Origin of the sequence: Kitasatospora sp. NPDC096140 (assembly GCF_040303045.1) — a bacterium.
Taxonomy (GTDB): domain Bacteria; phylum Actinomycetota; class Actinomycetes; order Streptomycetales; family Streptomycetaceae; genus Kitasatospora.
The window spans coordinates 1-24,838 of sequence record NZ_JBEOUW010000010.1 but is presented as its reverse complement, the minus strand read 5'-3'; the positions used below and the strand labels follow the sequence as shown (position 1 = coordinate 24,838).

At 75.5% G+C, this 24,838-nt stretch carries 23 protein-coding genes and 1 riboswitch; of the genes, 13 read left to right on the top strand and 10 right to left on the bottom strand.

Annotation, left to right across the window (positions count from 1 at the left end):
• Nucleotides 1–147 precede the first annotated feature (147 nt).
• The 4 genes from glnII (at nucleotide 148) to ABT048_RS12510 (ending at nucleotide 3,270) form a co-directional block, all read left to right on the top strand.
• Nucleotides 148–1,170 carry a glutamine synthetase GlnII gene (gene glnII, locus ABT048_RS12525; protein ID WP_350521328.1) on the top strand — a complete coding sequence of 341 codons (1,023 nt, stop codon included), beginning with the start codon at nucleotides 148–150 and terminating at the stop codon, nucleotides 1,168–1,170.
• Nucleotides 1,171–1,334: 164 nt separating this feature from the next.
• On the top strand, nucleotides 1,335–1,913 hold the full coding sequence (locus ABT048_RS12520) for a hypothetical protein (RefSeq protein WP_350521327.1): 579 nt from the start codon (nucleotides 1,335–1,337) through the stop codon (nucleotides 1,911–1,913).
• Entirely contained in the window at nucleotides 1,910–2,446 is a 537-nt protein-coding gene (locus tag ABT048_RS12515) for a hypothetical protein (protein WP_350521326.1), read from the top strand. Before ABT048_RS12520 ends, ABT048_RS12515 begins: the two co-directional genes overlap by 4 nt.
• Nucleotides 2,440–3,270: an MOSC domain-containing protein gene (locus tag ABT048_RS12510; protein ID WP_350521325.1), complete on the top strand. Its 831-nt coding sequence runs from the start codon at nucleotides 2,440–2,442 to the stop codon at nucleotides 3,268–3,270. Before ABT048_RS12515 ends, ABT048_RS12510 begins: the two co-directional genes overlap by 7 nt.
• On the opposite strand, the gene cobC is transcribed toward ABT048_RS12510, so the two are convergent.
• On the bottom strand, nucleotides 3,257–4,303 hold the full coding sequence (cobC, locus tag ABT048_RS12505) for an Rv2231c family histidinol phosphate aminotransferase CobC (RefSeq protein ID WP_350521324.1): 1,047 nt from the start codon (nucleotides 4,301–4,303) through the stop codon (nucleotides 3,257–3,259). The genes ABT048_RS12510 and cobC overlap by 14 nt on opposite strands.
• Nucleotides 4,300–5,655, bottom strand: a complete 1,356-nt coding sequence (locus tag ABT048_RS12500; RefSeq protein ID WP_350521323.1) for a cobalamin biosynthesis protein — start codon at nucleotides 5,653–5,655, stop codon at nucleotides 4,300–4,302. Before ABT048_RS12500 ends, cobC begins: the two co-directional genes overlap by 4 nt.
• A 327-nt stretch (nucleotides 5,656–5,982) precedes the next feature.
• Between ABT048_RS12500 and ABT048_RS12495 the strand changes: the two genes are divergently transcribed.
• From ABT048_RS12495 to ABT048_RS12480, 4 genes are all read left to right on the top strand, one after another.
• Entirely contained in the window at nucleotides 5,983–6,960 is a 978-nt protein-coding gene (locus tag ABT048_RS12495) for an alkaline phosphatase family protein (RefSeq protein ID WP_350521322.1), read from the top strand.
• Between the two features lie 5 nt (nucleotides 6,961–6,965).
• Nucleotides 6,966–8,390 carry an MFS transporter gene (locus ABT048_RS12490; protein WP_350521321.1) on the top strand — a complete coding sequence of 475 codons (1,425 nt, stop codon included), beginning with the start codon at nucleotides 6,966–6,968 and terminating at the stop codon, nucleotides 8,388–8,390.
• A 2-nt stretch (nucleotides 8,391–8,392) separates the two neighbouring features.
• On the top strand, nucleotides 8,393–9,418 hold the full coding sequence (locus ABT048_RS12485; RefSeq protein ID WP_350521519.1) for a TolB family protein: 1,026 nt from the start codon (nucleotides 8,393–8,395) through the stop codon (nucleotides 9,416–9,418).
• Between the two features lie 93 nt (nucleotides 9,419–9,511).
• Nucleotides 9,512–10,588 carry a hypothetical protein gene (locus ABT048_RS12480; RefSeq protein WP_350521320.1) on the top strand — a complete coding sequence of 359 codons (1,077 nt, stop codon included), beginning with the start codon at nucleotides 9,512–9,514 and terminating at the stop codon, nucleotides 10,586–10,588.
• Nucleotides 10,589–10,680: 92 nt separating this feature from the next.
• On the opposite strand, the gene ABT048_RS12475 is transcribed toward ABT048_RS12480, so the two are convergent.
• The gene (locus ABT048_RS12475; RefSeq protein ID WP_350521319.1) at nucleotides 10,681–11,625 is read right to left on the bottom strand and encodes an EamA family transporter; all 945 of its coding nucleotides are present in this window, start codon (nucleotides 11,623–11,625) and stop codon (nucleotides 10,681–10,683) included.
• A gap of 138 nt (nucleotides 11,626–11,763) precedes the next feature.
• On the opposite strand from ABT048_RS12475, the gene ABT048_RS12470 reads away from it, so the two are divergent.
• Both ABT048_RS12470 and ABT048_RS12465 read left to right on the top strand, forming a co-directional pair.
• Entirely contained in the window at nucleotides 11,764–12,276 is a 513-nt protein-coding gene (locus tag ABT048_RS12470) for a MarR family winged helix-turn-helix transcriptional regulator (RefSeq protein ID WP_350521318.1), read from the top strand.
• Nucleotides 12,277–12,586: 310 nt separating this feature from the next.
• Nucleotides 12,587–12,898, top strand: coding sequence for a hypothetical protein (locus tag ABT048_RS12465; RefSeq protein ID WP_350521317.1), 312 nt, complete (start codon nucleotides 12,587–12,589; stop codon nucleotides 12,896–12,898).
• 97 nt (nucleotides 12,899–12,995) lie between these two features.
• On the opposite strand, the gene ABT048_RS12460 is transcribed toward ABT048_RS12465, so the two are convergent.
• Nucleotides 12,996–14,177: an FAD-dependent monooxygenase gene (locus tag ABT048_RS12460; RefSeq protein WP_350521316.1), complete on the bottom strand. Its 1,182-nt coding sequence runs from the start codon at nucleotides 14,175–14,177 to the stop codon at nucleotides 12,996–12,998.
• Between the two features lie 121 nt (nucleotides 14,178–14,298).
• On the opposite strand from ABT048_RS12460, the gene ABT048_RS12455 reads away from it, so the two are divergent.
• Nucleotides 14,299–14,895 (top strand): TetR/AcrR family transcriptional regulator, encoded by a 597-nt coding sequence (locus tag ABT048_RS12455; RefSeq protein WP_350521315.1) that lies wholly within the window; start codon nucleotides 14,299–14,301, stop codon nucleotides 14,893–14,895.
• A 147-nt stretch (nucleotides 14,896–15,042) separates the two neighbouring features.
• Here ABT048_RS12455 and cpt read toward each other — a convergent pair whose 3' ends face one another.
• From cpt to ABT048_RS12425, 6 genes are read right to left on the bottom strand one after another with little or no spacing between them, the layout of a single operon-like run.
• Nucleotides 15,043–15,582 (bottom strand): chloramphenicol phosphotransferase CPT, encoded by a 540-nt coding sequence (cpt, locus tag ABT048_RS12450; protein ID WP_350521518.1) that lies wholly within the window; start codon nucleotides 15,580–15,582, stop codon nucleotides 15,043–15,045.
• A gap of 15 nt (nucleotides 15,583–15,597) precedes the next feature.
• A complete protein-coding gene (locus ABT048_RS12445; RefSeq protein ID WP_350521314.1) occupies nucleotides 15,598–16,968 on the bottom strand; it encodes a cobyrinic acid a,c-diamide synthase CobB in 1,371 nt (456 codons plus the stop codon).
• 13 nt (nucleotides 16,969–16,981) lie between these two features.
• A complete protein-coding gene (cobO, locus tag ABT048_RS12440) occupies nucleotides 16,982–17,587 on the bottom strand; it encodes a cob(I)yrinic acid a,c-diamide adenosyltransferase (protein ID WP_350521313.1) in 606 nt (201 codons plus the stop codon).
• A 3-nt stretch (nucleotides 17,588–17,590) separates the two neighbouring features.
• On the bottom strand, nucleotides 17,591–19,687 hold the full coding sequence (locus ABT048_RS12435) for a putative cobaltochelatase (protein ID WP_350521312.1): 2,097 nt from the start codon (nucleotides 19,685–19,687) through the stop codon (nucleotides 17,591–17,593).
• The gene (locus tag ABT048_RS12430) at nucleotides 19,684–21,222 is read right to left on the bottom strand and encodes a cobyric acid synthase (RefSeq protein ID WP_350521311.1); all 1,539 of its coding nucleotides are present in this window, start codon (nucleotides 21,220–21,222) and stop codon (nucleotides 19,684–19,686) included. Before ABT048_RS12430 ends, ABT048_RS12435 begins: the two co-directional genes overlap by 4 nt.
• The gene (locus tag ABT048_RS12425; protein WP_350521310.1) at nucleotides 21,219–22,205 is read right to left on the bottom strand and encodes a cobalamin biosynthesis protein; all 987 of its coding nucleotides are present in this window, start codon (nucleotides 22,203–22,205) and stop codon (nucleotides 21,219–21,221) included. The genes ABT048_RS12430 and ABT048_RS12425 overlap by 4 nt, the downstream gene beginning before the upstream one ends.
• A 198-nt stretch (nucleotides 22,206–22,403) precedes the next feature.
• A riboswitch (cobalamin riboswitch) is annotated at nucleotides 22,404–22,535 on the bottom strand.
• A 197-nt stretch (nucleotides 22,536–22,732) separates the two neighbouring features.
• On the opposite strand from ABT048_RS12425, the gene ABT048_RS12420 reads away from it, so the two are divergent.
• On the top strand, nucleotides 22,733–23,431 hold the full coding sequence (locus ABT048_RS12420; protein ID WP_350521309.1) for a helix-turn-helix domain-containing protein: 699 nt from the start codon (nucleotides 22,733–22,735) through the stop codon (nucleotides 23,429–23,431).
• A gap of 176 nt (nucleotides 23,432–23,607) precedes the next feature.
• Complete coding sequence (locus ABT048_RS12415) at nucleotides 23,608–24,732, top strand: alpha/beta hydrolase family protein (RefSeq protein ID WP_350521308.1); 1,125 nt, start codon at nucleotides 23,608–23,610, stop codon at nucleotides 24,730–24,732.
• Nucleotides 24,733–24,838: the final 106 nt, after the last annotated feature.

Below are 24,838 nucleotides of genomic sequence, written 5' to 3'. Positions count from 1 at the left end.
GGAGTGCCACCCCCGGCACTCCCGCACCGTGACCGTGCCAATGCGGACGGTTGGTTCACATGCGCGTTACATGAGAGGAACAACCGGGAAACGGCGGCTTGCGACGCTACGCGGGCACCCACCACCCAGCAATGCGAGGGACAAGCCGTGGCAATCAAGGCCGAGTACATCTGGATCGACGGCACCAAGCCGACCGCGAAGCTCCGTTCCAAGACTCGCGTCCTGCCCAACGCCGACAAGATCCCGACCTGGGGCTTCGACGGTTCCTCGACCAACCAGGCCGAGGGCCACGCCTCGGACCGCGTGCTGGAGCCGGTGAAGGTCGTTCCGGACCCGATCCGCGGCGGCGACAACATCCTGGTCCTCTGCGAGGTCCTGGAGACGAACGGCACCCCGCACGAGTCCAACACCCGCGCCCTGCTGCGCGAGGTCGCCGAGAAGTACGCCTCCCAGGAGTCGATCTTCGGCATCGAGCAGGAGTACACCTTCTTCAAGGGCTCCCGCCCGCTCGGCTTCCCGGAGGGCGGCTTCCCGGCCCCGCAGGGCGGCTACTACTGCGGCGTCGGCGCCGAGGAGGTCTTCGGCCGCGAGATCGTCGAGCTGCACCTGGACCGCTGCATCGACGCCGGCCTGGCCATCTGCGGCATCAACGCCGAGGTCATGCCCGGCCAGTGGGAGTTCCAGATCGGCCCGGTCGACGCCCTGACCGTCTCCGACGACATGTGGATCGCCCGCTACCTGCTCTACCGCACCGCCGAGGAGTTCGGCATCGACGCCACCCTCGACGCCAAGCCGGCCCGTGGCGACTGGAACGGCGCGGGTGCGCACACCAACTTCTCCACCAAGGCGATGCGCGAGGGCTACGAGGCCATCATCACCGCCTGCGAGTCGCTCGGCGCCTCCCAGGAGAAGGTGCTGGAGCACGTCAGCCAGTACGGTGACGACATCCAGTCCCGCCTCACCGGCAAGCACGAGACCGCCCCGTGGAACGTCTACAGCTACGGCGTCTCCAACCGCGGTGCCTCCGTCCGCATCCCGTGGCAGGTCGAGGTGGAGCAGAAGGGCTACATCGAGGACCGTCGCCCGAACGCCAACGTCGACCCCTACGTCGTCACCCGCCTCCTGATCAACACCTGCTGCGAGGCCCTGGAGAAGGCCGGCCAGGTCTGATCCGACGCCCCCGTGGTGTGCGTGCAACGCCCGCAGGCCCCTCCCCGCACCGGGGAGGGGCCTGCGGGCTTTGCGCCGAGCGCCTCGCCGGGGCCCGGGGAGAGGCCCGACCGCGACCGGCAAATCGCTGGTCAACTGTCGGCGCCGGAACGAGAATTCATGACATGACCCAGCAGCCCCTGCTCCTCCTCGACGTGGACGGACCACTCAACCCCTTCGCCGCGCCGAAGCGGCGCCCGGACGGCTACGGCACCTTCCGCCTGCGGCCCACCTGGTGGATCGCGAAGCAGGAGCGGCTGGCGGCGGCACAGGCCAGGCTGGCGACGCGGGCGAAGCACGCCAAGCGCCCGGTCGGCCGGGTCAAGCCGCTGCGGGTCTGGCTGAACCCGGCGCACGGCCCCGAACTGCTGGCGCTGCCCTACGAGTTGGTGTGGGCCACCGGCTGGATGAGTGAGGCGAACACCCACATCGGGCCGAACATCGGACTGCCCGAACTGCCGTACATCCGCTGGACGGAGATGTTCGGCGAGGACCCGGACGGGCTGCACTGGAAGACCCGGGACGTGGTCGCCTGGGCGGCCGGGCGGCCGTTCGTCTGGGTCGACGACGAGCTCGGCCCGCAGGACGCCGAGTGGATCGCGGCGAACCACGCCGGGCCGGCGCTCACCCTGCACGTCAACCCCCGAACAGGCCTGCTGGCCGACGACTTCGCGACCCTGCGGGAGTGGGCGGCCGCCGCATGAACGGACAGCCGCTGCTCTTCCTGGACGTGGACGGACCGCTCAACCCCTACGCCGCGCCCGGGGCCCGTCAGCCGGACGGCTACCGCACCCACCGGCTGCTCCCCGAGACGTGGGTGGCCCGCCACGCGCCGCAGCCTCGGGAGCAGGTGGAGCCGCTGCGGGTGTGGCTGAACCCGGTGCACGGGCCGGAGCTGCTGGCGCTGCCGTACGAGCTGGTGTGGGCCACCACCTGGACGGACGACGCGAACGCCCTCATCGGCCCGAACATCGGGCTGCCCGAACTCCCCTACGTCCCTTGGACGGAGATCTTCGGCACGGACCCGGACGGGCTGCACTGGAAGACCCGGGACCTGGTCGCCTGGGCGGCCGGGCGGCCGTTCGTCTGGGTCGACGACGAGCTCGGCCCGCAGGACATCGAGTGGATCGAGGCGAACCACCCGGCCCCGGCCGTGGCGCTCTGGGTCGATCCCCGGTTCGGCCTGCGGGAGCTGCACTTCGAGGCGCTCCGGGCATGGGTGGAGGAGGCGTGCTGAGCGGGGCCGACGCGCGCGCCGGCTCCGGCGTCGACGTGGGCCCGGTCGAGCGGCTGCGGCGCTACCCGGTGAAGTCCCTGCTGGGGGAGGAGCTGGACGCGGCCGACGTCACCGGCCGCGGCCTGGCCGGGGACCGGGAGCGGGCGCTGCTCGACCCGGCGACCGGGCGGGTCGCCAGTGCCAAGCACCCCCGGCTCTGGGCGGGCCTGCTCGGGTATGCGGCGGCGGCCACGGCGGACGGCGGCGTGACGATCACCGGTCCGGACGGGCACGCCGCGGACGAGGCGGAGCTGTCCGAGGCGCTCGGCCGCAAGGTCGCGCTGGTCGCCGGACGCCCGCCCGGTGCGACGGTCGAGCGGGCCGTGCCGGAGGAGGTGCTGGCGCGCGGCATCGCCGCCGAAGTCGGCTTCACCGTCAACGAGTTGGGGCGTGCCGCGCCCGAGGGCGGCTTCTTCGACTTCGCTCCGCTGCACCTGATCACCACCTCGACGCTGCACGCCACCGGTTGCGAGGCCGAGCGCTACCGGCCGAACCTGGTGATCCGCACCGACGGTGAGGGCTTCGTCGAGAACGCCTGGGTGGGGCGCGAGCTGGCCGTCGGTCCGACGCTGCGCCTGCGCGTCGTGGCGGCCACCCCGCGCTGCGCCGTCCCCACCCTGCGGCACGGCCCGCTGCCCGGCCGTCCGGAGGCCCTGCGCATCCCGGCCGAGCGGAACCGGGTGGTCCCGCTGGAGGGCATGCCGGCACTGCCCTGCGTGGGGGTGTACGCGCAGGTGCTGGCGCCCGGGCGGATCCGGACGGGCGACCGGCTCAGGCTGGACTGAGCACCGCCGCAAGGGCCTTGAGGAACCGGTCGGTGGTCTCCTCGTCCCGGACGGCGATCCGCAGCCATTCCTCGCCCAGGCCCGGGAAGGTGTCCCCGCGCCGGACGGCGAAGCCGTGCTCGCGCAGGCGCCCCCGGACGGCGGCGGCGTCCGGCAGCCGGACCAGGACGAAGGAGGCGGCCGGTTCGCCGTACCACCGCACCTGCGGGAAGGCGGCCAGGCCCGTCAGCAGGTGGTCGCGCCGGCGGGCGAGCTCGTCGGCGGCCCGGTCGGCCTCGGCGAGTGCGGCCGGGGTGCTGCAGGCCTCGGCGGCGGCCAGGGCCGGGGTGGAGACCGGCCAGAGCGGCTGGGCGGCGGCGAGTTCGGCGATCAGCGGCGCCGGTCCGAGCACGTAGCCGATCCGCAGCCCGGCCAGTCCCCAGGTCTTGGTGAGGCTGCGCAGGACGACGACCCGGCCGGGCAGGTCCCGTACGGAGGCGAGGGACTCCCGTTCACCCGGCACGGTGTCCATGAACGCCTCGTCCACCACCAGGGTGCGCCCCGGCCGGGCGAGCGCGGCCACGGCCTCGGCGGGGTGCAGCACCGAGGTCGGATTGGTCGGGTTGCCGAGGACGACCAGGTCCGCCTCCTCGGGGACGGCGCCCAGTCGGAAGCCGTCCCCGGGGGAGAGCAGCACCCGGTGCACCCGGTGTCCGGCATCCCGCAGGGCCGCCTCGGGCTCGGTGAACTGCGGGTGAACGACGACGATGTGACGGGCCGTCAGGGTGCGCGCCAGCAGGACGAAGGCCTCCGCGGCCCCCGAGGTGAGCAGCACCTCGTCCACCGGGCGGGCGTGCCGGGCGGCCACCGCGGCGCGGGCGACGCTCTGGTCGGGGTAGGCGGCGAGGTCCCCGAGGGTGGCCGCCAGGCGCTCGCGCAGCCAGCTCGGGGGCGTTCCGGTGCGGACGTTGACGGCGAGGTCGATCAGGCCGAGCCCGTCGGCGCGGACCTCGGCGTCGCCGTGGTGGCGCAGGTCGGGTTCGGGGGCGGTCACGCGGGGTCTCCCTGGTGCTGGGCGGGGTCGGCGGGGTGGGCGTCGGTGTCGCTGTCGGTGTCGGCCGGGGCGGCCCGGGTGGCCGGTGCGGGCACGTGGCGGAGCTCGTACGGGCCGGGCGGCACGGCGAGTCCGGCGCCGTCGCCGAGGGTGACCAGGGCGACGGTGTGTCCGTGGGCGGCGAGGTGTGCGGCGGCTCCGGCCGGGTCCAGCGGCGCCCCGGAGCCGTCCGCCGTCGTCCCGGCGGCGACGTCCACCGCGATCCGCCGCGTCGTCGGCCGGAGCGGCCCGGCCGCCGCCTCGATCGCCGCGAGTGCGTCGAGGGCCTCGGGAGTCCCCACCACCGCGGAGGCGTCCCGCAGTTCGGCCGGTACGTACGGCTGCGCCGCGTCGGTTCCCGGCCGGCCCGCCCCCGGGGCGCCGGCCCCCGGGGTGCCCGCCCCCGGCAGGCCGGGCCGGCCGGTCCCGAGGTCGACCTGTACGAGTCGGCCACGCACCGCCGTCGCGCGTGCGATCGCCACCGTCGCCATCGCCGACTTCCGCTTGGCGACCACGAGCCGCCCGCCCGGCGCGCTCGCCAGCGCCGCCGCCTCGGCGACGCTCGCCGTACCGACGGCCGCCCCGACCGCCGCGGACGGGTTCGGCACCGGGACGCCCGCCAGCTCCTCCGCGGGGTGCTCCTCCACGGGTACCCCGCCCAGGCAGAACGCGGCCCAGCGCACCGCCGGGTGGTCCGCCTTGCCGGCCACGGTGGCCAGCCGGGCCACCGCGGCGCGGGCCAGGCCGGCCTCCTTGAGCGTGGCGTCCAGCAGGCGCACCAGCTCGGTCCGCCCGGCGCCGCCGGCGGCGCCGACCCCGACGACGAGCGTGCGCGGGAGCACCAGCAGATCGCTGTAGCCCGGGTCCTCCCGGTCGGTGACCCGCAGGATCGGGGCGTCCTCGGGGGCCTCGGATGCCCCGGGCGCGACGGGTGCGACGGGCGCCCCGGCCCACGGTGCGTGGCCGGTGGGAACCGGAGTGACGCCGAGGGCGGCCGCCACCTCGACGGACAGCTCCTCCGCCGTCTCCCCGCCGGCCATCGGGATCACCCAGCGCCGCTGCGGGTCCACGCAGAGCAGGGCCGTGCCGCGCGGAAGGTCGACGAGCCCGCCGGTGAGCAGGGAGATCACGGTCGGGAGCGCGGCGACGGCGACCACGGCCCGGTAGCGGCGGAGCGCGTAGTCCAGGGCGTCGGGCGGCTGGAAGCAGTTGCCGCGCGAGGCGTGGTGGACGCGGCTGCCCTCCGGCCAGAGGGCGTGCAGCTCGTCGGCGAGCGGATGGCCCGGCCCGTCGATGGCGACCAGTCCGATCACGTACCGCGCTCCTTGCCGTTCCCGGCCCCTCGGCAGCGGCCCCCGCGATCCCACCACGGGCGGCCGGAGGGGGTCAATCGCGACCGGTGTGACGTCCGCCGCCGGGCGGTGCGCGGGCCGGGACCTGGGCCGCTTCGGCCGGGACCTCGGCCGCTCCGGCCGGGACTTCGGCTCGCCGGCCGGAACGCTGCACGTCCACGAACCGGACGGCCCGGTCGCGGCAGCTGTTCGTCTGTTCTTCACTTGTCTTGTGCCGTACACGACACCCGCGCGCTCCTACTGTTTTCGGCGCTCCTGCCCCGGCAGCCCCGACCTCCGGAGGACCCCATGGCCATCGCACGACCGCGCACCCCCGGCGTCCCCGCCCCCGACTCCGCCCCCACGGCCGGCGCCACCCCGGCTCGGTCCGCCGCGCCGCGCCCCGCCCGCCGCCGCAGGATCCGCCCGCTGACCACCCTCGCCGCCGGGCTCGGCCTGGCCGCCGGCTCGCTGGGCCTCTGGTCCGCGGGCGGCAGCGCGGCCGCTGACACCGCCGCCGGCCTGCCCGCGCCGGACCACGTGGTCGTCGTGGTGCTGGAGAACCACGCCTACTCGCAGGTCATCGGCAGCCCCGACGCCCCGTACATCAACGACACCCTGGTGGCCGGCGGCGCACAGCTGACCCAGTCCCACGCGCTCACCCACCCCAGCCAGCCCAACTACTACGCGCTGTTCTCCGGCAGCACCCAGGGCATCGTGGACGACAGCTGCGTGCACGTCGGCGCGCTGCAGGCACCCAACCTGGCCTCCGAACTGCTCGCCGCCGGGCAGACCTGGGCCAGCTACAACGAGGGCCTGCCCCAGCAGGGCGCCACCGACTGCCGCGTCGACAACTACGCGCAGAAGCACAACCCGTGGTTCGGCTTCGGCAACGTGCCCACCGGCAGCGCGAACACCATGGACGCGTTCCCCACCGACTTCAGCACCCTGCCCAAGGTCTCCTTCGTCGTCCCGGACCTCTGCGACGACATGCACGACTGCTCCGTCGGCACCGGTGACTCCTGGCTGCAGAGCAACCTCGACGCCTACGCGCAGTGGGCGAAGAGCAACAACAGCCTGCTCGTCGTCACCTTCGACGAGAACGACGGGATGGCCGGCAACCGCATCCCGACCCTGCTCTACGGCGCCCACGTCACCCCGGGCAGCAGCACCGCCACCACCTACAGCCACTACGACGTTCTGCACACCCTGGAGGACCTGGCCGGCCTCGACACCCACGCGGGCAACTCGGCCGGCGCCACCGACATCACCGGCATCTGGAACTGACGCCCGTGTACGTCGCGGACTCCCGCAGTTCGAAGGCACCCGTCGCCCCGGCCGCAGGACCGGCGCGACGGGCCGCCGTCCCCGGAACGGTGCTCGCCCTCGGCGCCGTCAGCCTGGTCACCGACGTCTCCTCCGAGATGGTCACCGCCGTCCTCCCCCTCTACCTGCTCACCGGGCTCGGCCTCTCCCCGCTCGGCTTCGGCCTGCTCGACGGGATCCAGAACGGCTTCAGCGCCCTCGTCCGGCTCGTCGGCGGCCACCTCGCCGACCGCCGCGGCCGCGACGGCGCCGCCCGCCACAAGGCCGTCGCGGCCGTCGGGTACGGGCTCTCGGCGCTGTGCCGCCCGCTGCTGCTGCTCGTCCACTCCGTGCCGATGATCGGCGCCGTGATCGCCGTCGACCGCACCGGCAAGGGCCTGCGCACCGCACCCCGGGACGCGATGATCTCCCTCGCCACCGAACCCGCCCACCGCGGAAGGGCGTTCGGCGTGCACCGGGCGATGGACACGGCCGGCGCCCTGCTCGGCCCGCTCACCGCCTTCCTGGTGCTGCGGCTGGCCGGCGGCCCGCTGCTCGCCGACGGCGGCGAACGGCACGGCTACGACGCGGTGTTCACGGTCAGCTCGTGCGTCGCCGCCCTCGGCGTGCTGATCCTGCTGCTGTTCGTGCCGAAGCGGCAGCAACGTGCTGACGAACCATCAACTCCCGCTCCCTCGCTGCGCGACAGCCTCACCCTGCTGCGGCTGCCCGGACTCCGGCGCCTCACCCTGTGCGCCGTCCTGCTCGGACTGACCACCGTCAGCGACTCCTTCCTCTACCTGCTCGTCCAGCGCCGACTGGGCCTGTCCGTCACCCTCTTCCCGCTGCTGCCGCTCGGCACCGCCGCCGCCTTCCTGCTGCTCGCCGTCCCGCTGGGGGCGCTCGCGGACCGGATCGGCCGCCACCGGCTCTTCCTCGCCGGGCACGGCGTGCTGCTCCTCGCGTACGGGGTGCTGCTCTCGCCGCTGCGCGGACTGCCGGCGGTGATCTGCGTCCTGGTGCTGCACGGCGCGTTCTACGCGGCCACCGACGGCGTGCTCGCCGCCGCGGCCGCCGACGCCGTGCCGGCCGAGCAGCGCGGCGCCGGACTCGCCCTGGTCGGCACCGGGCAGGCGCTGGCCCGGTTCGCCTGCTCGCTGCTGTTCGGCGCGCTGTGGGGCGCGGTCGGCGGCCCGACGGCGCTGGGCTGGTCGGCGGGGGCGCTGGCGCTGTGTGTGCTCGGCGCGTCGGCGGTGCTGCGCCCGGCCGGGCCGGCGGCGGCACGCGAAGCCGGACCCGACGGCGGGCACGTCGCCGGGCGAGTAGCCGAACCCGATGCCGCATCCGATGCCGCATCCGATGCCGCGCCAGAAGCCGGACCCGTCGCCGTCGCAGTCGAGGAGAGTTCGTGAACCTGCAGAACCGGACCAGGGTGATCATCCTGCTGGTCGCCGTCGTGCTGCTCGGCGCGGTCGGCACCGGGGCCGTCCTGTACGCGGCCGACCGCACCGCCCGCCGGGACCAGGCCCAGCCCGGCGGCCCCTCCGTCCGGCCCGGCACCGTTTCCCTCCAAGCCCCGAGCAGCGGGCGTCAGTTGATGTTCCGCAACATGGCCTGGGGCCCGCACCGGGACGAGATCACCACCGTCGCCGCCGACCACCCCGACGGCCCCCGCACGGCCTCCGGCGTCCAGTGCCTGCGCTTCCACGCCGCCGCGGGCACCGGCATCTGCCTCCAGGCCCAGCGCGGCGCGCTGGAGGACACCTACCGGGCCGTCATCCTCGACGACCACCTGCGCGAACGGCGCTCCTTCCCCGCCGCCGGCATCCCCACCCGCTCCCGGGTCTCGCCGTCCGGGCACCTCGCCGCCTGGACGGTGTTCGTCAGCGGCGACTCGTACGCGGGCAGCAACTTCTCCACCCGCACCTCGATCGTGGACGTCCGGGACTGGAACCTCCGGGAGAACCTGGAGGACTTCGCGATCATCCTGGACGGCCACCCGTCCCAGGCGCACGACATCAACATCTGGGGCGTCACCTTCGCCGACGACAACACCTTCTACGCCACCGTCGCCAGCGGCGGACAGACCCACCTCGTCCGCGGCGACCTCGCCGCCCGCACCCTCACCGCGCTGCACGACAACGTCGAATGCCCCTCCCTCTCCCCGGACGGCACCCGCATCGCGTACAAGAAGCGCGTCCCCGGCCTCCCCGACGACGCCCCGTGGCGGCTGTACGTGCTCGACCTCGCCACCATGACCGAGACCGCCACCGCCGAGCAGCGCAACATCGACGACCAGGCGCTCTGGTCCGGCGACGGCACCCTGCTCTACGCCCTGCCCGGCGACTACGGCGCCGACCTGTGGGCCGTCCCGGCCGACGGCTCGGGCAGCCCCCAGCCGGTCACCAAGGCTGCGGTGGCCCCCGCCTACCTGGGCTGAGGAACTCTCGGCTACGGTCCCACGTCGAGCACAGTGTGACGTCCTGATCGAACAACCGGATCGAACGTCCTGATCGAGGGGGAGCAGCAACCCGTGGACGGCATCCCACCCGAGCGCATGGTGACCGACTCCTGGCCCGCCCTGCACGGCCGACCCGTCCTGCGGCGCACCGTCGCCGTCGGGCTGGTGCTGTGCGTGTCCGTCGGCGCCGCCCTCGTGGTGCGCGGCGTCAACGCGCTCACCCTCGGCAGCCCCGGCCACGAGACCGACCGCGACCGCGCCGAACGCCTGGCCGGCCTCCACCCCTCCCAGCACCCCGGCGTCGGCCGGTACTACGTCCCGGTCGGCGCCGTCTACACCCACACCTCCGACGGCGCCCCCATCGCCTACCTCCACTACCGCCTCGGCGGCGGCAAGGCCCCGGGCCTCGGCGACTTCCTCAGCGCCTACGACCTCCCCGCCCCCGGCCCCGCCGCCCCCCTTCCGCCCGACCTCGTCGCCGCCCTCGGCGGCGACGAGCCGGCCGAGGCGCCGGAGCTCCCGGAGGGGCCGGTCACTCCGCCGTCTCCGACCTCCTCGCCGTCCGCTCTGCCGTCTTCGGCCACTTCACCGGTCACTCCGCCGTCTCCGGTCCCCTCGCCGTCCGTTCCGCCGCCTCCGGTCCCCTCGCCGTCCGTTCCGCCGTCTCCGGTCCCCTCGCCGTCCGTCTTCCCTGAGGCCGAGGCCTCTCCGTCCCCGTCCCCCTCCCGGTCCTGCTCGCACTCCTCGCACTCGCACTCCTCGCACTCCTCGCACTCCTCGCCGTCCGGGCCGTCCGGGCCGTCCGACCCGTCGTCCTCCGCCGCTCCGGCTCCCACCGGCGATGCCACCGCCCTCGCCCCCGAGGCGGACTCCGAGGCGGGCCCCGATGTCGACCCGGACGCCGATCCGGACGCCGGTCCCGATGCGGAGGTCACCCCCACCCCGGAGGTCACCCCGACCCCGGAGGTCACCCCCGCTCCCGACGGCGAGCCCGCCGTCATCGCGCCCACTCCCACCGCGACCGTCACCCCGACCCCCACCGCCACGCCCACACCCACGCGCACCTCCGCCACCCGCCGTATCTACGTGGCCGCCATCCCCGGCGGCCTCTCCGGCGCTGCCGACATCTACATCCGCGCCACCGGCTGACCCCAGGGCGCTCACCTCCCGTGCGCGCGCATGCCGCTGCCCCGCCGAGCGGTGCTCGACGGGGCAGCGGTGAGGGGGGTGGCGCTGCTCGGTCAGCGAGTGGCTGCCGGGACCCGGACCGGGACCGCGACGGGAGCAGCAACGGCGGCGGGGGCCGGGGCCGGGGCCGGGGCGGCGGTCCTGCGGGCGGGGGCCTGGCCCACGACCAGGGCGCCGAGGGCGAGCAGGAGGCCGAGGACCTGCCAGCCGGTGAGGGTCTGGCCGAGGACGACGAGGCCGCCGACGGTCGCGACGACCGGGTTGATCAGGCCGAGGAACGAGGCCGGGCCGGCGCCGAGGTGGGCGATGCCGCGGAACCACAGGACGTAGCCGAGCGCGGTGCTGAACAGGCCGAGGTAGGCGAAGCCGGCCAGGTTGGCGGCGCTCAGCGCGGGCGGCGCGCCCTCGACGAACGCCGCGAGCGGGACCAGGAAGACCGAGCCCGCGAGCAGCTGCCACGCGGTGAGGTCGGTCAGGGTGGCGCCCTCGGGGCGGCCCCAGCGGCGGGTGAGGACGGTGCCCATGGCCATCAGCGCGATCCCGATGACCATTGCGGTGATCCCGATGCCGTCCAGCCGGGCGCCGCTCTTGAGCACCAGGAGTGCGACCCCGGCGACCCCGACCAGTCCGGCGAACAGTGTGCGCCGTCCGGGCCGTACGCCGAGCACGCCGATCGAGAACCCGGCGACGAGCAGCGGCTGGATCGCCCCGATGGTGGCCGCGACCCCGCCGGGCAGGCGGTACGCGCCGACGAACATGAGCGGGAAGAACAGCCCGATGTTGAGCATCCCCAGTACTGCCGCCCGCCCCCACCAGCGCCCCTTGGGCAGCTTGCGGCCGATCGCCAGCAGCAGCAGCCCGGCGGGCAGGGCACGCAGCGCGGCGAGCAGCAGCGGGCGGCCTTCGGGCAGCAGCTGGGTGGTGACCAGGTAGGTCGTGCCCCAGGCAGCCGGAGCGAGTGCAGCGGTGGCGGCGATTCCTGCGCGCTTGCGGTCCATGACGGCCATCCCCTCAACGTTGATTATCTGAACGTTGAGATAAGTTCTACGCGCCGAGGTAGGTGAACGTCAAGTATGTGAAGGTTAAGATATTCGGGCGGGGGTCTCCCGGAAGCAGAGCCAGGAAGGCGGCAGACCATGCAGCAGCGCGACACCGTCGACGACATCGTCGAGCAGTGGGCGAGGACCCGTCCCGATCTGAACCCCGGCGCCATGGGCCTGATCGGCCGACTGCGGCGGCTCAACGTCCGGGTCGACAACGCCCTGCGCGAGTACTTCACCACCTGCGGCCTGGACTCCTCCGAGTTCGACGTCCTGGCCACCCTGCGCCGCTCCGGTGCGCCCTACGAGCTCAACGCCCGCGCCCTCCTCAAGGCCGCCATGGTCACCTCCGGCGCCATCACCAACCGGGTCGACCGGCTGAGCGCCAAGGGGCTGGTCGAGCGCAACCCCTCTCCGGACGACCGCCGCGCCGTCCTGATCCGCCTCACCCCGGCGGGCAAGGACCTCATCGACGGCGCCCTGGCCGGCCACGTCGACAACGAGGAACGCATCCTCGCCGCACTCGACGACGACGAGCGCGCCCAGCTCGACGGGCTGCTGCGCAAGCTCCTCGTCGCGCACGGCGACACCGAGCCGCTCCTCGACTGAGCCCCGGCCGCCCGGCACCCACACATCCGGCACCCGGCACCCGACCCGGGCCGGGCGTCGGGCAGCGGTGCGTGTCCGGTGGCCGCCCGGCTGCGTTGACCCCACGGAGCCCGCGCCTGCGGACCCTGCGGAACCGCACCGGAGGAGAGGCCCGATGAAGGACAGGACGCCCAGGGACATCGCCGTCGGCGACCAGCTGCGGGCGGCCGGTGCGGAGGGCGCCCGGTGGCTCGCCGCCGCCGGGTGGGGCCCGCCGGTGACCGTCCCGCTGTAGCAGGCCGCCCCGTGGCAGCGGGAGATCCGGGCCCGGATGCTGGCGGCGCAGGAGGACCGGTCCTGCACCTGGTGCGACCACCTGCTCGACGGCGGCCCCCAGCCCGTCGTCGTGCACGCCGAGTGCCCCACCCACCTGATCTGCCGGGCCTGTTCCGTCGCCGCCCGCCCCCACCGCCCCTGCCTGGACTGCGGCGGGCCCGCCGCCTCCCCGTCCCCGGCCGACGGTCGTGAGGACGTCTTCATGGGCGCGGTGACGATCTACACCCGCCTCCGCTGCGCCGCCTGCTGCCGCGCCGACGCCCTGCGTGGCACCGTCGGCGGCGGCCCCTTCGGCAACGGCGTCTGACGGCTCCCCGGCCGGGTCCGCCGCCCGGCCCACGGGCCGTACGCCGCCCGGCCGCGTGCACCGCGGAGCGTCGTCGCCGCCACGCCTCGGCCGCTCCTCAGGCCGCTCCGCGCAGGGCGGGCGGCTGCCAGTCGTAGGTCCGGGCGGAGCGGCTGAGCAGGGCGCGGGCGGGGAGGAGGCCGGCGAGGGTGAGGGCGGTGCTGCGGAGCAGGGTGGCGACGGGGGTGCGGAGGGCGACGAGGTCGCCGATGCGGCGGGAGCCGGTGACGATGGTGGTGGTGCGGGGGAGCCGGGCGGCGGTGTAGGCGGGGAGGGTGGTGACGGGGTCCGTGGCGGGGGTGAGCGGGGCGGCGAGCACGACGGCGTCCTCGATGGCCTGGCAGGCGCCCTGGCCCTGGAAGGGGCACATCGCGTGGGCGGCGTCGCCGAGGAGGGCGACCCGGCCGAGGTGGTGGGCGGGCAGGGGGTCGGCGAGGTCCCAGACGTCGTGGCGCAGGACGCGGTCGGGCTCGGCGAGCGCGAGGAGTTGGGGGACGGGGGCGCACCAGGTGCCGTAGTGGCGCAGGAGTTCGGCCTTCTCGTCGCCGTCGGCGGCCGCGGCGCCGGCGGGGGCGAGGGCGGCGCCGTACACGTAGACCCGGTCGTCGGCGAGCGGGACGACCCCGGCGAGCCGTCCGCGTCCCCAGACCTCGCCGACGGCGGCCGGTCGGCGGGCGGGCGTGACGATGGTGCGCCAGGTGGTGAAGCCGCTGTAGCGGGGGCCGGGGTGCCGGGGGAAGAGCAGGCCGCGGGTGGCGGAGCGGATGCCGTCGGCGGCGACGACCAGTGCGGCGGACCGCTCGCCGTCCGGGGTCCGGACGACGGCGGGTTCGGTGGCGCTTCCGGGGCTGACGAGCGAGGCGGGCGAGTCGGTGCGGACGGTGCCCTCCGGGAGGGCGTCGACCAGTGCGGCGATGACCTCGGCGCGGGCGACGGCGGCGATGGTGTCGCCGAAGCAGGCCTCGAAGGTGGCGGTGTCGGTGCGGGCGAGCCAGCGGCCGGAGGGGTGGCGCAGGCCGACGGCGGGGTGACTGTTCGCGAGGGAGCGCAGGCGTGCGCCGACGCCGAGCCGGTCGAGGGCGCGCAGGGCGTTGGGGGCGAGGGCGAGTCCGGCGCCGACGGGTTCGAGCGAGGCGGCGCGCTCGTGGACGGTCACGGGGACGCCCTGTCGGTGGAGGGCGAGGGCGGCGGCCAGCCCGCCGATGCCGCCGCCGATGACGATCGCCTGGTGCCTGCCCATGGATGGGCTCCTCTCCGACGCTCACACTACGGCTGTAGTTGCCGCTGTGCGTACCGTACTACACATGTAGTTCCGATGGACTGCTGCCGTAGTGGGTTGGGATCGTCCGAGGAGAAAGGCCATGATCGGACCCATGACACCCCCGCGCCCGACCCTGATCGCCGACGCCGCCATCACCCTGATCGCCGAACGCGGCCTGCGCGGGCTGACCCACCGCGCCGTGGACGAGGAGGCCGGGCTGCCTGCCGGATCGACCTCCAACCTCGCCCGGACCAGGGCCGCCCTGCTGGAGGTCGCGCTGGTCCGGATCGTCGCGCGGGAGACCGAGGACCACCCCGTCCTCACCGGCGAGCCCCCGGCCGACGCCTCGCCCCGGGAACTGCTCGAACGGGTCGGCGCCGACCTGCTCCTCCAGGCGCTCACCACCGGACGCCAGGTCACCCTGGCCCGCCTCGAACTCGCCCTGGAGGCCACCCGGAGGCCCGAACTGCGCGCCGTCTACGACCGGTTGGGCGCGCGCTTCGCCGACATCGCCGCCGCCCTGCTCGCCCGGTGCGGCTCGGTCGATCCGGTGGCCGACGCCCGGCGGCTGGTCCGCTGGTGCGACGGGGTGCTGTTCAATGCGACGGCCGGCAGCGGACACCTGCGCACGCCGGTGCCGGAGGAACTGCGCGAGGAGACGGCGCGCTACCTCGCCTCGCTGCTCGACCGGGACTGATCCGGCGCCACCGGACGGACGCGGCGCCGGCCCACGCCGCGACGGCCCGCGCGGCGCCCACCCGCCGCATGACGGCCCGCCGCATGACGGTCCACCCCATGGCGGCCCACCCCGTGGCGGCCGCGCCGTCGGGTCCGGGCTGCGCCGTCAGGCCTGCGCCGCGCCCACCCGCGCGGCGATGGTGCGGGCGCACTCGGCGGCGGAGGCCCGTGAGGTGTCCACCACCAGGTCGTATGCGACCCCCGCGTGCACCGCCTCCGCCTGCGCGGCGGCCATCCCGGCCACCCGGTCGCCGCGTGCGGCCTCCCGGGCCGCGGCCACCGCAGGCTCGCAGCGCACGCCGACCCAGAGCACGTCCAGGCCGTCCAGCGCCGCCCGCCAGCGGGCCTGCGAGGCGGTGGTGCCGAGGAACACCTCGTCCACCAGGATCCGGGCGCCGGCCCGGGCCATCGCCGCCACCCCGATCGTCCACGCGGCGTCCAGCCGGGCGAAGGCCGGCCCGACCTCGACCGTCCCGTCCCCGCCGTCCAGGCCGCCGATGCCCTCGCCGCCGTCACGCAGCGCGGGCGGCAGCGCGTCGACCATGGTGTCCGCGCCGAGGTGCAGCCACGGCTCGGGCAGCAGCTCCTGCAGGCAGCGGGCGATGCTCGACTTGCCGGAGCTGGAGCCGCCGTTGAGGACGATCACATGCATGGGCGGATCCTACGGTCTGCCGCCGTGGGCGGCCGCCGCGGCCGTGAAGGACGACGCCAGCGCGGGAGCCCCCGCCCAGTGCAGGTGCAGGTAGGAGGCGTGCACATTGCTCCCGGCGAAGCCCTCCGTGCGCGGCCCGGTCGGCAAGTGCCAGCCCCAGGCGGGGTGTTCGCCCGCGCCCGGTTCGCACACCGTCCGGTGGAACTCGTGCCCGCGCAGCCGGGTGCCGGCCGGTGCGAGCGGCGAGTCGTGCAGCGCGACGGCCTCCCGGTAGCCGAGGGTGAGGCGTTCGGTCATCCGGGCGCCGGTGTCCAGCACGCCGCACATCGGCAGGCCGTCCAACTCCCGTCCCAGGTAGAGCAGTCCGGCGCACTCGGCGGCGATCGGCCCGCCCGAGGCGGCGAACGCGGCGATGGCCGAGCGCAGTGCGGCGTTCCCGCTCAACTCCCGTACGTACAGCTCCGGGAAGCCGCCGCCGATGACCAGCCCGGCCGTCCCGGCCGGCAGCGCGGTGGCGTTCAGCGGGTCGAACGGGACGACCTCCGCCCCTGCCGCGCCGAGCAGTTCGGCGTTCTCGGCGTACGAGAAGGAGAACGCCGCGCCGCCCGCCACCGCGATCCGCGGCCGCCCGGCCACCGGGGTGACCTCGGCCGACGGGTCCCACGGTTCGGCGTCCAAGTCGGGCGCGGTGCGGGCGAGTTCCAGCAGAGCGTCCAGGTCGACGGAGGAGGCGACCAGGTCGCCCATGTCGGCGACCGCCTTCAGTGCCTCCGCCGAGCGCTCCACCGCCGGGATCAGCCCGAGGTGGCGGGACGGCGTGGCGACCGCCGCCGAGCGGCGCAGCGCGCCCAGCACGGGCACGCCGGAGCCCTCCTCCAGGGCCTCGCGCAGCAGGTGCTCGTGCCGGTCGGAGGCGACCCGGTTGAGGATCACCCCGGCCAGGCGCACCTGCGGGTCCCAGGAGGCGAAGCCGTGCACCAGCGCGGCCACCGAGCGGGACTGCGAGGAGCCGTCCACCACCAGCACCACCGGTGCCCGCAGCAGCTTGGCGACGTGCGCGGTGGACGCCAGCTCGCCGCGCCCCGAGGCCCCGTCGAACAGGCCCATGACGCCTTCGACGACCGCGACGTCGGCCCCCGCCGCGCCGTGCAGGAACAGCGGCGCGATCCGTTCCGGCCCGCACAGGAAGGCGTCCAGGTTGCGGCCCGGGCGCCCGGCGGCGAGCGCGTGGTAGCCCGGGTCGATGTAGTCCGGGCCGACCTTGTGCGGCGACACCGCCAGCCCGCGCGCGGCGAGCGCCGCGATCAGGCCGGTGGCGACGGTGGTCTTGCCGGCGCCGGAGGAGGGTGCGGCGACGACGAGGCGGGGGATTGTGCTCAACGGTCCACTCGATCTACCACTCGATGCCGCGCTGGCCCTTGCGGCCGGCGTCCATGGGGTGCTTCACCTTGGTCATCTCGGTGACCAGGTCGGCGAAGTCGGTCAGTGCCTCGGGGGCGTACCGGCCGGTGATGACGACGTGCTGGCTGCCCGGGCGGTCCTTGAGCACGGACACCACCTCGTCGGCGTCGATCCACCCCCAGTGCATCGGGTAGGTGAACTCGTCGAGCACGTAGAAGCGGTAGGTCTCGGCCGCGAGGTCGCGCTTGACCTGCTCCCAGCCCTCCTTGGCCGCCTCCTCGCTGGTCATCTCCTGCTCGGCGGAGCGCTGGATCCAGGACCAGCCGGAGCCCATCTTGTGCCAGTCGACGGTGCCGCCCTCGCCGGAGGCGCCGAGCACGCGCAGCGCGTTCTCCTCGCCGACCTTCCACTTGGCGGACTTCACGAACTGGAACACCCCGACCGGCCAGCCCTGGTTCCAGGCCCGCAGCGCCATGCCGAACGCGGCCGTGGACTTGCCCTTGCCGGGGCCGGTGTGCACGGCGGTGATCGGCAGCGTGCGGCGCTGACGGGTCGTCAGGCCGTCGTCGGGGACGCTCTCGGGGACGCCCTTGGGCATGGGTCAGGCCGCCTTTCGCAGGGTGGTCGCGCGGTTGTCGCGGACGGTCGTGGGACGGTTCTCGCGGACGAGCGAGGCCACGCCCTCGGCGCGCAGCTCGTCCAGGCTGACGGCGGTGCCGCCGAGTTGCCCGGCCAGGGTGCGGGCCAGGCCCAGTCGGACCGGGCCGGACTCGCAGTCCAGCACCACGCTCGCCGTGCCCTGCGCCGCGAACAGCGCGGCCGCGCGGTGGGAGCGGGCGAGCGCGTCGCGCCCGCCGGTGGCCCGGCCGTCGGTCACCACGACCAGCAGCGGGCGGCGGCTCGGGTCGCGCAGCCGCTCGACCCGCAGCACCTCGTGGGCCCGCAGCAGCCCCTCGGCCAGCGGGGTCCGCCCGCCGGTGGGCAGCGACTCCAGCCGGGCCGCGCCGACCTCCACGGAGGAGGTGGGCGGCAGCGCCAGCTCGGCGCCGGTGCCGCGGAAGGTGATCATGCCGATCTTGTCGCGCCGCTGGTAGGCGTCCATCAGCAGGGACAGTACAGCGCCCTTGACGGCGGTCATCCGCTGCCGGGCGGCCATCGATCCGGAGGCGTCGACCACGAACAGCACCAGGTTGGACTCCCGCCCCTGGCGCACCTGTTCGCGGAAGTCGTCCTTCTGCAGCACCAGCGCCCGGCCGCTGCGCCCGCGCGCCACCTGGTGCGGCGCGGCGGCCTGCAGGGTCGCGGTCAGGTGGAGCCGGCCGAGCGCGCCCTGCGGGCGGCGGGCGCGGATGGTGTGGCCGCCGTTGGTCTCGGCGGGGGAGCGGCGGCCCTGGGCGCCGTGGCCGGTGCCGCGGACGGTGAACAGCTTGGTCCGGTACGGGTCCCCGGCCGCGACCGGCGCCGACTCCCGTGCGGGGGAGGGGTGCTGGGTCGGGACGGGCTGCTGCGGCTGCTGCTCCGCGTCGTCCGGTCCGTCCGGTCCGTCCGCCGCGGGCGCCTCCGGTGCGCCGTCGGCGGACGGCTCGGGCGCCCCGCCGCCGTCCGGGCCGCCGCCGTCGGGGCCGCCCTCGGGGCCGCCCTCCGGGCCCGGGCCGTCGCCCTCGGGCTCCGGATCGTCGTCGCCCTGGGAGTGCTCCTCCAGCGTCCGCTCCAGCTGCTCCTCGTCCAGCCCCGGAGCGTCGAAGGGGTTGCGGCGCCGCCGGTGCGGCAGCGCCAGCCGGGCGGCCTGGCGGACGTCCTCCTCCAGCACCTCGGTGCGACCGTCCCAGGCGGCGAGCGCGACGGCCGTGCGGGCCATCACGATGTCGGCGCGCAGGCCGTCCACCTCGAACGCGGCGCACACCGCGGTGATCTGACGCAGCGCCACATCGGTCAGCTCGACCTTGGGGAGCAACTCCCGGGCTGCGGTGATGCGTTCGGCGAGCGCCCGCTCCTCCTCGGCGAACCGCGCGGCGAAGCCGGCCGGGTCCGCGTCGTACGCGAGCCGGCGCCGGACCACCTCGGCGCGCTCGGCCGGGTCCCGGGTGGCGGCGATCTCGACGGTCAGGCCGAACCGGTCGAGCAGCTGCGGCCGCAGCTCGCCCTCCTCCGGGTTCATCGTGCCGACCAGCAGGAAGCGGGCCGCGTGCCGCACCGACACGCCCTCGCGCTCGACGTACGAGCGGCCCATCGCGGCGGCGTCCAACAGCAGGTCCACCACGTGGTCCTGGAGCAGGTTCACCTCGTCGATGTACAGCACGCCGCGGTGCGCCCGGGCGAGCAGTCCGGGCTCGTACGCCTTGACGCCCTCGGCCAGTGCGCGCTCCAGGTCCAGCGAGCCGACGATCCGGTCCTCGGCCACGCCGACGGGCAACTCGACCAGCTGGGACGGCCGTTCGTGGCTCACGGCGGCGGAGTGCGGCCCGTCCGGGCACTGCGGGTCGGGCGCGGCCGGGTCGCAGGCGAAGCGGCAGCCCTCAACGGTGGCGATGGACGGCAGCAGGCCGGCCAGCGCGCGCACCATGGTCGACTTCGCGGTGCCCTTCTCGCCGCGCACCAGCACGCCGCCCACAGCGGGGGAGACCGCGTTCAGCAGCAGCCCGAGCCGCAGGTCGGCCATGCCGACGATCGCGGTGAACGGATAGCGGACGTCAGTCATGCGTCACTCCCAGGTGCCCCGGGCGCCAGGAACGGCAGCGATCCGGCCGCCGGCACCCCGCCCTCGATCAGCTTCCACAGCGCGTCGGTGTCCGCGTGTTCCTCGATCAGGTCGCCCAGCCGGTCCAGCCGGGCCTCGCGCGCCTCGGCGAACGAGGTGTCCGGGGCCGGCACGAACGCCCGCCCGGCCAGGTCGGCGACCTCGCGCAGGAGTTCGCGGCGGAAGCCGTCGTTCTCCAGCACGCCGTGCCAGGTCGTGCCCCAGACCGAGCCCGCCCGGCAGCCGTCCAGGCTCTGCCCCCGGTCATCGGAGATGAACCTGTCGCCGCCCTCCACGGTCACCACCCCGTGGTGGATCTCGTAGCCCACGACCCGCCGGCCGTACGCCTCGCCGACCGGCCGCGCCAGCACCTTCTCGACGCCGAACCGCACCTGCGTCGGCAGCAGGCCGAGCCCGTCGACGGCGCCCGCCTTGGACTCCACCTCGTCGACGATCCCGCGCGCCAGCATCTGGTAGCCGCCGCAGACCCCGAGGATCGGCAGCCCGGCCGCCGCGCGCGCCTTCAGCGCCGGTTCCAGGCCGCGCTCGCGCAGCCAGGCGAGGTCCGCCACGGTGGCCCGGGTGCCGGGCAGCACCACCAGGTCGGCGTCGGCCAGCTCCTCCGGCCTGGTGGCCCAGCGCACCAGGACGCCGGGCTCCTGCGCCAGCGCGTCCACGTCGGTGAAGTTGGACAGCCGGGGGAAGCGCACCACGGCCACCCGCAGCACGTCCGCCCCGACCGGGCCGCGCCCGTCGACCCGGTCCACCACGGTCGACAGGTCCAGCGAGTCCTCGGCGTCCAGCCACAGCCCGGGCAGCATCGGCAGGGTGCCCAGCACCGGACGGCCGGTCAGCCCGTGCAGCATCTCCAGGCCGGGCGCGAGCAGCCGCGCGTCGCCGCGGAACTTGTTGACGAACCAGCCCGCCACGTGCCGCTGGTCCTCCGCGGACAGCAGCGCCAGCGTGCCGTACATCGCCGCGAACACACCGCCCCGGTCGATGTCCCCGACCACCACCACGGGCAGCCCGGCGGCCGTGGCCAGGCCCATGTTGGCGATGTCGCGGTCGCGCAGGTTGATCTCGGCGGGCGATCCGGCGCCCTCGCAGACGACCACCTCGTAGCGGCTGCGCAGATCGGCCAGGCACTCCAGGGCGCGTTCCAGCAGGACGGGCTTGCGCTCGCGGTAGTCCAGCGCGCCCACCTCGGCGACCGGCCTGCCCAGCAGCACCACCTGGCTGCGGCCGTCCGCGCCGGGCTTCAGCAGCACCGGGTTCATCGCCGCCTCCGGCTCCACCCGGGCGGCCTGCGCCTGCATCGCCTGGGCGCGTCCGATCTCGGCGCCGTCGGCGGTGACGAAGGAGTTCAACGACATGTTCTGTGCCTTGAACGGCGCGACCCGCACGCCCTGGCGGGCCAGCCAGCGGCAGATGCCGGCGGTGACCACGCTCTTGCCCGCGTCCGAGGTCGTCCCGGCGACCAGCAGCGCGTTCGTCATGCCCTTCCCCTCTTCCCACGGAGCGCGCGCAGCAGGACGTGCCCCGCGACCGTCGTACCCAGCGCCAGCGCGCCCACCCGCCGGGAGAGCGTGCAGGCCCGTTCGATGTCGTCGACCGTGACCGGCCGCAGCTCCCCGCCGAGCACCGGCCGGTGCTCGACGCGCTCGCCGTACTGCAGCGTCCCGCCCAGCCGCACGCCCACCGCGCCGGCGAACGCCGACTCCGCCTGACCGGCGTTCGGGCTCGGGTGCGAGGAGCCGTCGCGCCGCCAGACCCGCCAGGCCGTCCGCGGCTGCGGGGCGGCGGCCACCGTCAGCAGGGCCGTCAGCCGGGCGCCGGGCCAGCCCGCCACGTCGTCCAGCCGGGCCGAGGCCCAGCCGAACCGGGCGTGGCGCGGCGAGCGGTGGCCCACCATGGCGTCCAGGGTGTTCACCGCGCGGAAGGCCAGCAGCCCGGGCGTGCCGGCCAGGGCGCCCCAGGCCAGGGCGTTCACCACGGCGTCGGCGGTGTTCTCGGCCACCGACTCGACCACCGCGCGCGCGATCTGCTGCTCGTCCAGCGCGCTCGGGTCCCGCCCGCACAGGTGCGGCAGCCGCTCCCGCGCGGCCCGCAGGTCGCCCTGCTGCAGGGAGCGGCCGATGGCGCGGGCCTCCCGGGTCAGCGAGGTGCCGCCGAGCACGGTCCAGGTCGCGGCCGCCGCCAGTGCGGCCCGGCCCAGCGGTCGCCGGCCGACGGTACGGTCCAGGGCGAGGGCGCCCGCCGCGACCGTACCCACGCACAGCGCCGTGTACCCGGCCCCGGCCGCCCGGTCGTCGCGCCACAGCCGCCGCTCCAGGCGGGTGGCGGCGCTGCCGAAGACGGCCACCGGGTGGCCCCGGCGCGGGTCGGCGAAGCGGGCGTCGGCGGCGTAGCCCACGACGGCGCCCACCGCGAACGCGGCGGCGCGGCCCCAGCGGCGGCCGGCCGCAGGACGGACGGTCACCGGCCGCACGCCGGAAGGCGGCTCATGGAGGGACAGCTCAACGAGAGGGAGCCCAGCGGAAGGCGACTCATCGAGAGGCGGCTCATCGGGAGACGGCTCGGCGGAAGGCAGTTCGGAGTCCGGCCGGGCGGGGCAGCCTGCATCGCGTGCGTGTCCTCACTCAGGGTCCGCGCCCTGGATCGACGTAGCGGGGGCGAGAGTCTCCTGGCTTCCGGGTCGGACGCACCCCCGGTGCCTTCCAGCGGCTTCTGACGGCCCGCCGTGGCGAGATTTCCGAGCGTGCTCCCCGGTGACAGTGGCGGGACCGCGCCGGACTCGCACCGGCTTCCTCTCCATGCCTCCGATTGGCCCCAGGATCCCATCACGCGGCCGAACCGGGAGTCAACCGAGGTCACGGAGGGGTTGGTCACACGGGACGGCGGCCGATGAGCTGTGGGATCGCCCAGCGCGGCACCGCCCCCGGGCCGGCCGCTTCGTGGGTTCGGTCGCTGGGGTCGCGCCGTGGTCCGCGCCTAGCGTTCGGTGGCATGCGTCGCAGAAAGCCCCCCGCCGCCCCGCCCCCGGTGCCGTTCTCGCCCGCAGCCGCCCGCGCCCACCGGGCCGCCCTCGGCCTCACCCCCGAACAGGTCGCCGAGGGCCTGGCCGCGCACGGCGTACGGCTGCTGCCCGCCCACGTCCTCGCCTGGGAGAGCGGCGAGCTGCGCCCCGGCGAAGCGGAGTTCATCGCCCTCGCCCGCGCCCTCTGGTGCCCCGCCGCCCAGCTGATGGACACCCGTCCGGTCCGGTTGCGCGACCACCGCGTCGCCCGTGAGCTCGGCCAGGCGGCCGTCGCCGAGCGCACCGGCACCACCCTCGGCTCCTACCGGCAGGCCGAACTGACCGACCGCTGGGAGGGCGACGAGGAACAGACCCGCGCCCTCGCCGACGTCCTCGGCCTCGGCCTGCCCGAACTCGTCGAGGCCACCGGCCGCGGGGAGGCGCTCGACCACCTCCTCCGCCAGTGCGTCACCGGCCGCTGGCAGCCCCACCTCCGCGCCCTCGCCCGCATCGTCCCCGCCCCCGCCGACGCCCTCGCCGACGCCCTCGCCGCCCTCCACCAGGAGCACCACGTCCCTACCCACTGGGGCGCCACCGCCCGCACCGCACCGCCCCCGGCCGCCGGATCCCTCACCCCCCGCTTCTGGCACCTCCTCGACACCGCGGGCACCACCGGGCCGACCGCGTGACAACGGGCACCACCGGGCCGACCGCGTAACAAGGGGAGGCGGCCGGCCCTCCGACGGCGGGTGCGGATCCGGAGGCCGTGCCCCGGACGGGTCAGCCCGGTGGCCGCGCGGGCGGGGCGCCGGTGGACTGGTGCACGAACACCGTCCGGTCCGAGACCAACAGAGCGGGGAACGATATGCGCTGGGGAACCGCTGCCGTCGTGGCGGCCGCCGCCGTCGGAACCGGGGCCGTCGTCCTGGTGATCGGCCGTCGGGCTTCCGAGCGGATGGTCCGTCCGGTGACCGCCGGGCGGGAGTCCGGGCGGGAGTCCGGGCCGGTCGTGGTCCGGAGCGTCGGCGCCGGGCGGGTCACCTTCACCCGCAGTCCGGAGAGCCTGCACCCCGGCCGCTGGGCGGTCGAGTGGGGCGACAACGGCCACGCCGTCGTCGAGGACGTCCTGCACAGCGACGAGCAGGGCGTCACCCGTCGGCTGGTCCGCGCCGACCAGGGCACGCTCACCCCCGGCACCGAGGTCCGCTTCACCCCCCGCGTCCACCTCGGCGACCCCACCCGGGCACTCGGCCTCGCCTACACCGACACCTCCGCCGACGGGGAACTCGGCGCGCTCCCCGCCTGGCACCTCGACGGCAAGCGCGGCACCTGGGTGATCCTCGTCCACGGCCCGGAGGCCGACCGCCAGCAGACCCTCCCGGTGCTGCCCGTCCTCGACCGCTTCGGCCTGCCCGTCCTCGCCGTCACGTACCGCGGCGACGAGGGAGCCCCGGCCTCCCCGGACGGGTACAGCCACTTCGGCGAGACCGAGTGGCGGGACGTCGAGGCGGCGGTACGGCTGGCGCTCGACAACGGCGCGAGCCGGGTGATCCTCTACGGCTGGTCGGTCGGCGCCACGGTGGTCCTGCAGACCGCGGCCCGCTCGACCTGGGCCCACGCCATCAGCGGTCTGATCCTCGACTCGCCGGTCCTCGACCTGCCGGGCTCCGCCCGCCGCGACGCCGAACGGCTCGGCTTCCGCGGCGCCGCCGCCGAACTCGGTGTCCTCGCCGCGCGGGGCCGCACCGGGGTCGACCTCGCCGACTTCTCCCGGATCGCCGAGGGTGCCGACCTGCGCGTCCCGACGCTGCTCCTGCACAGTCCGGACGACCGGGTCTCCCCGTTCCACAGCGCCGAGCGGCTCGCCGCCGCCCGCCCCGACGTGGTCAACCTCCAGGCCTTCCCCGGCGCCGACCACGGCACCCTGTGGAACAGCGCCCCCGACCACTACACCGAGCTCCTCCGCCGCTGGCTCACCCCCCTCCTCTGACCCGGGGGCCGGCGCCCGCGCGGCCGGCAGCCGTGGGGCTGCGGGCCGGGCGCCGGGCGCCGGGCACGGGGCACGCGGCGCCGGGCCGGGTGGCGCGGGAAGTCGG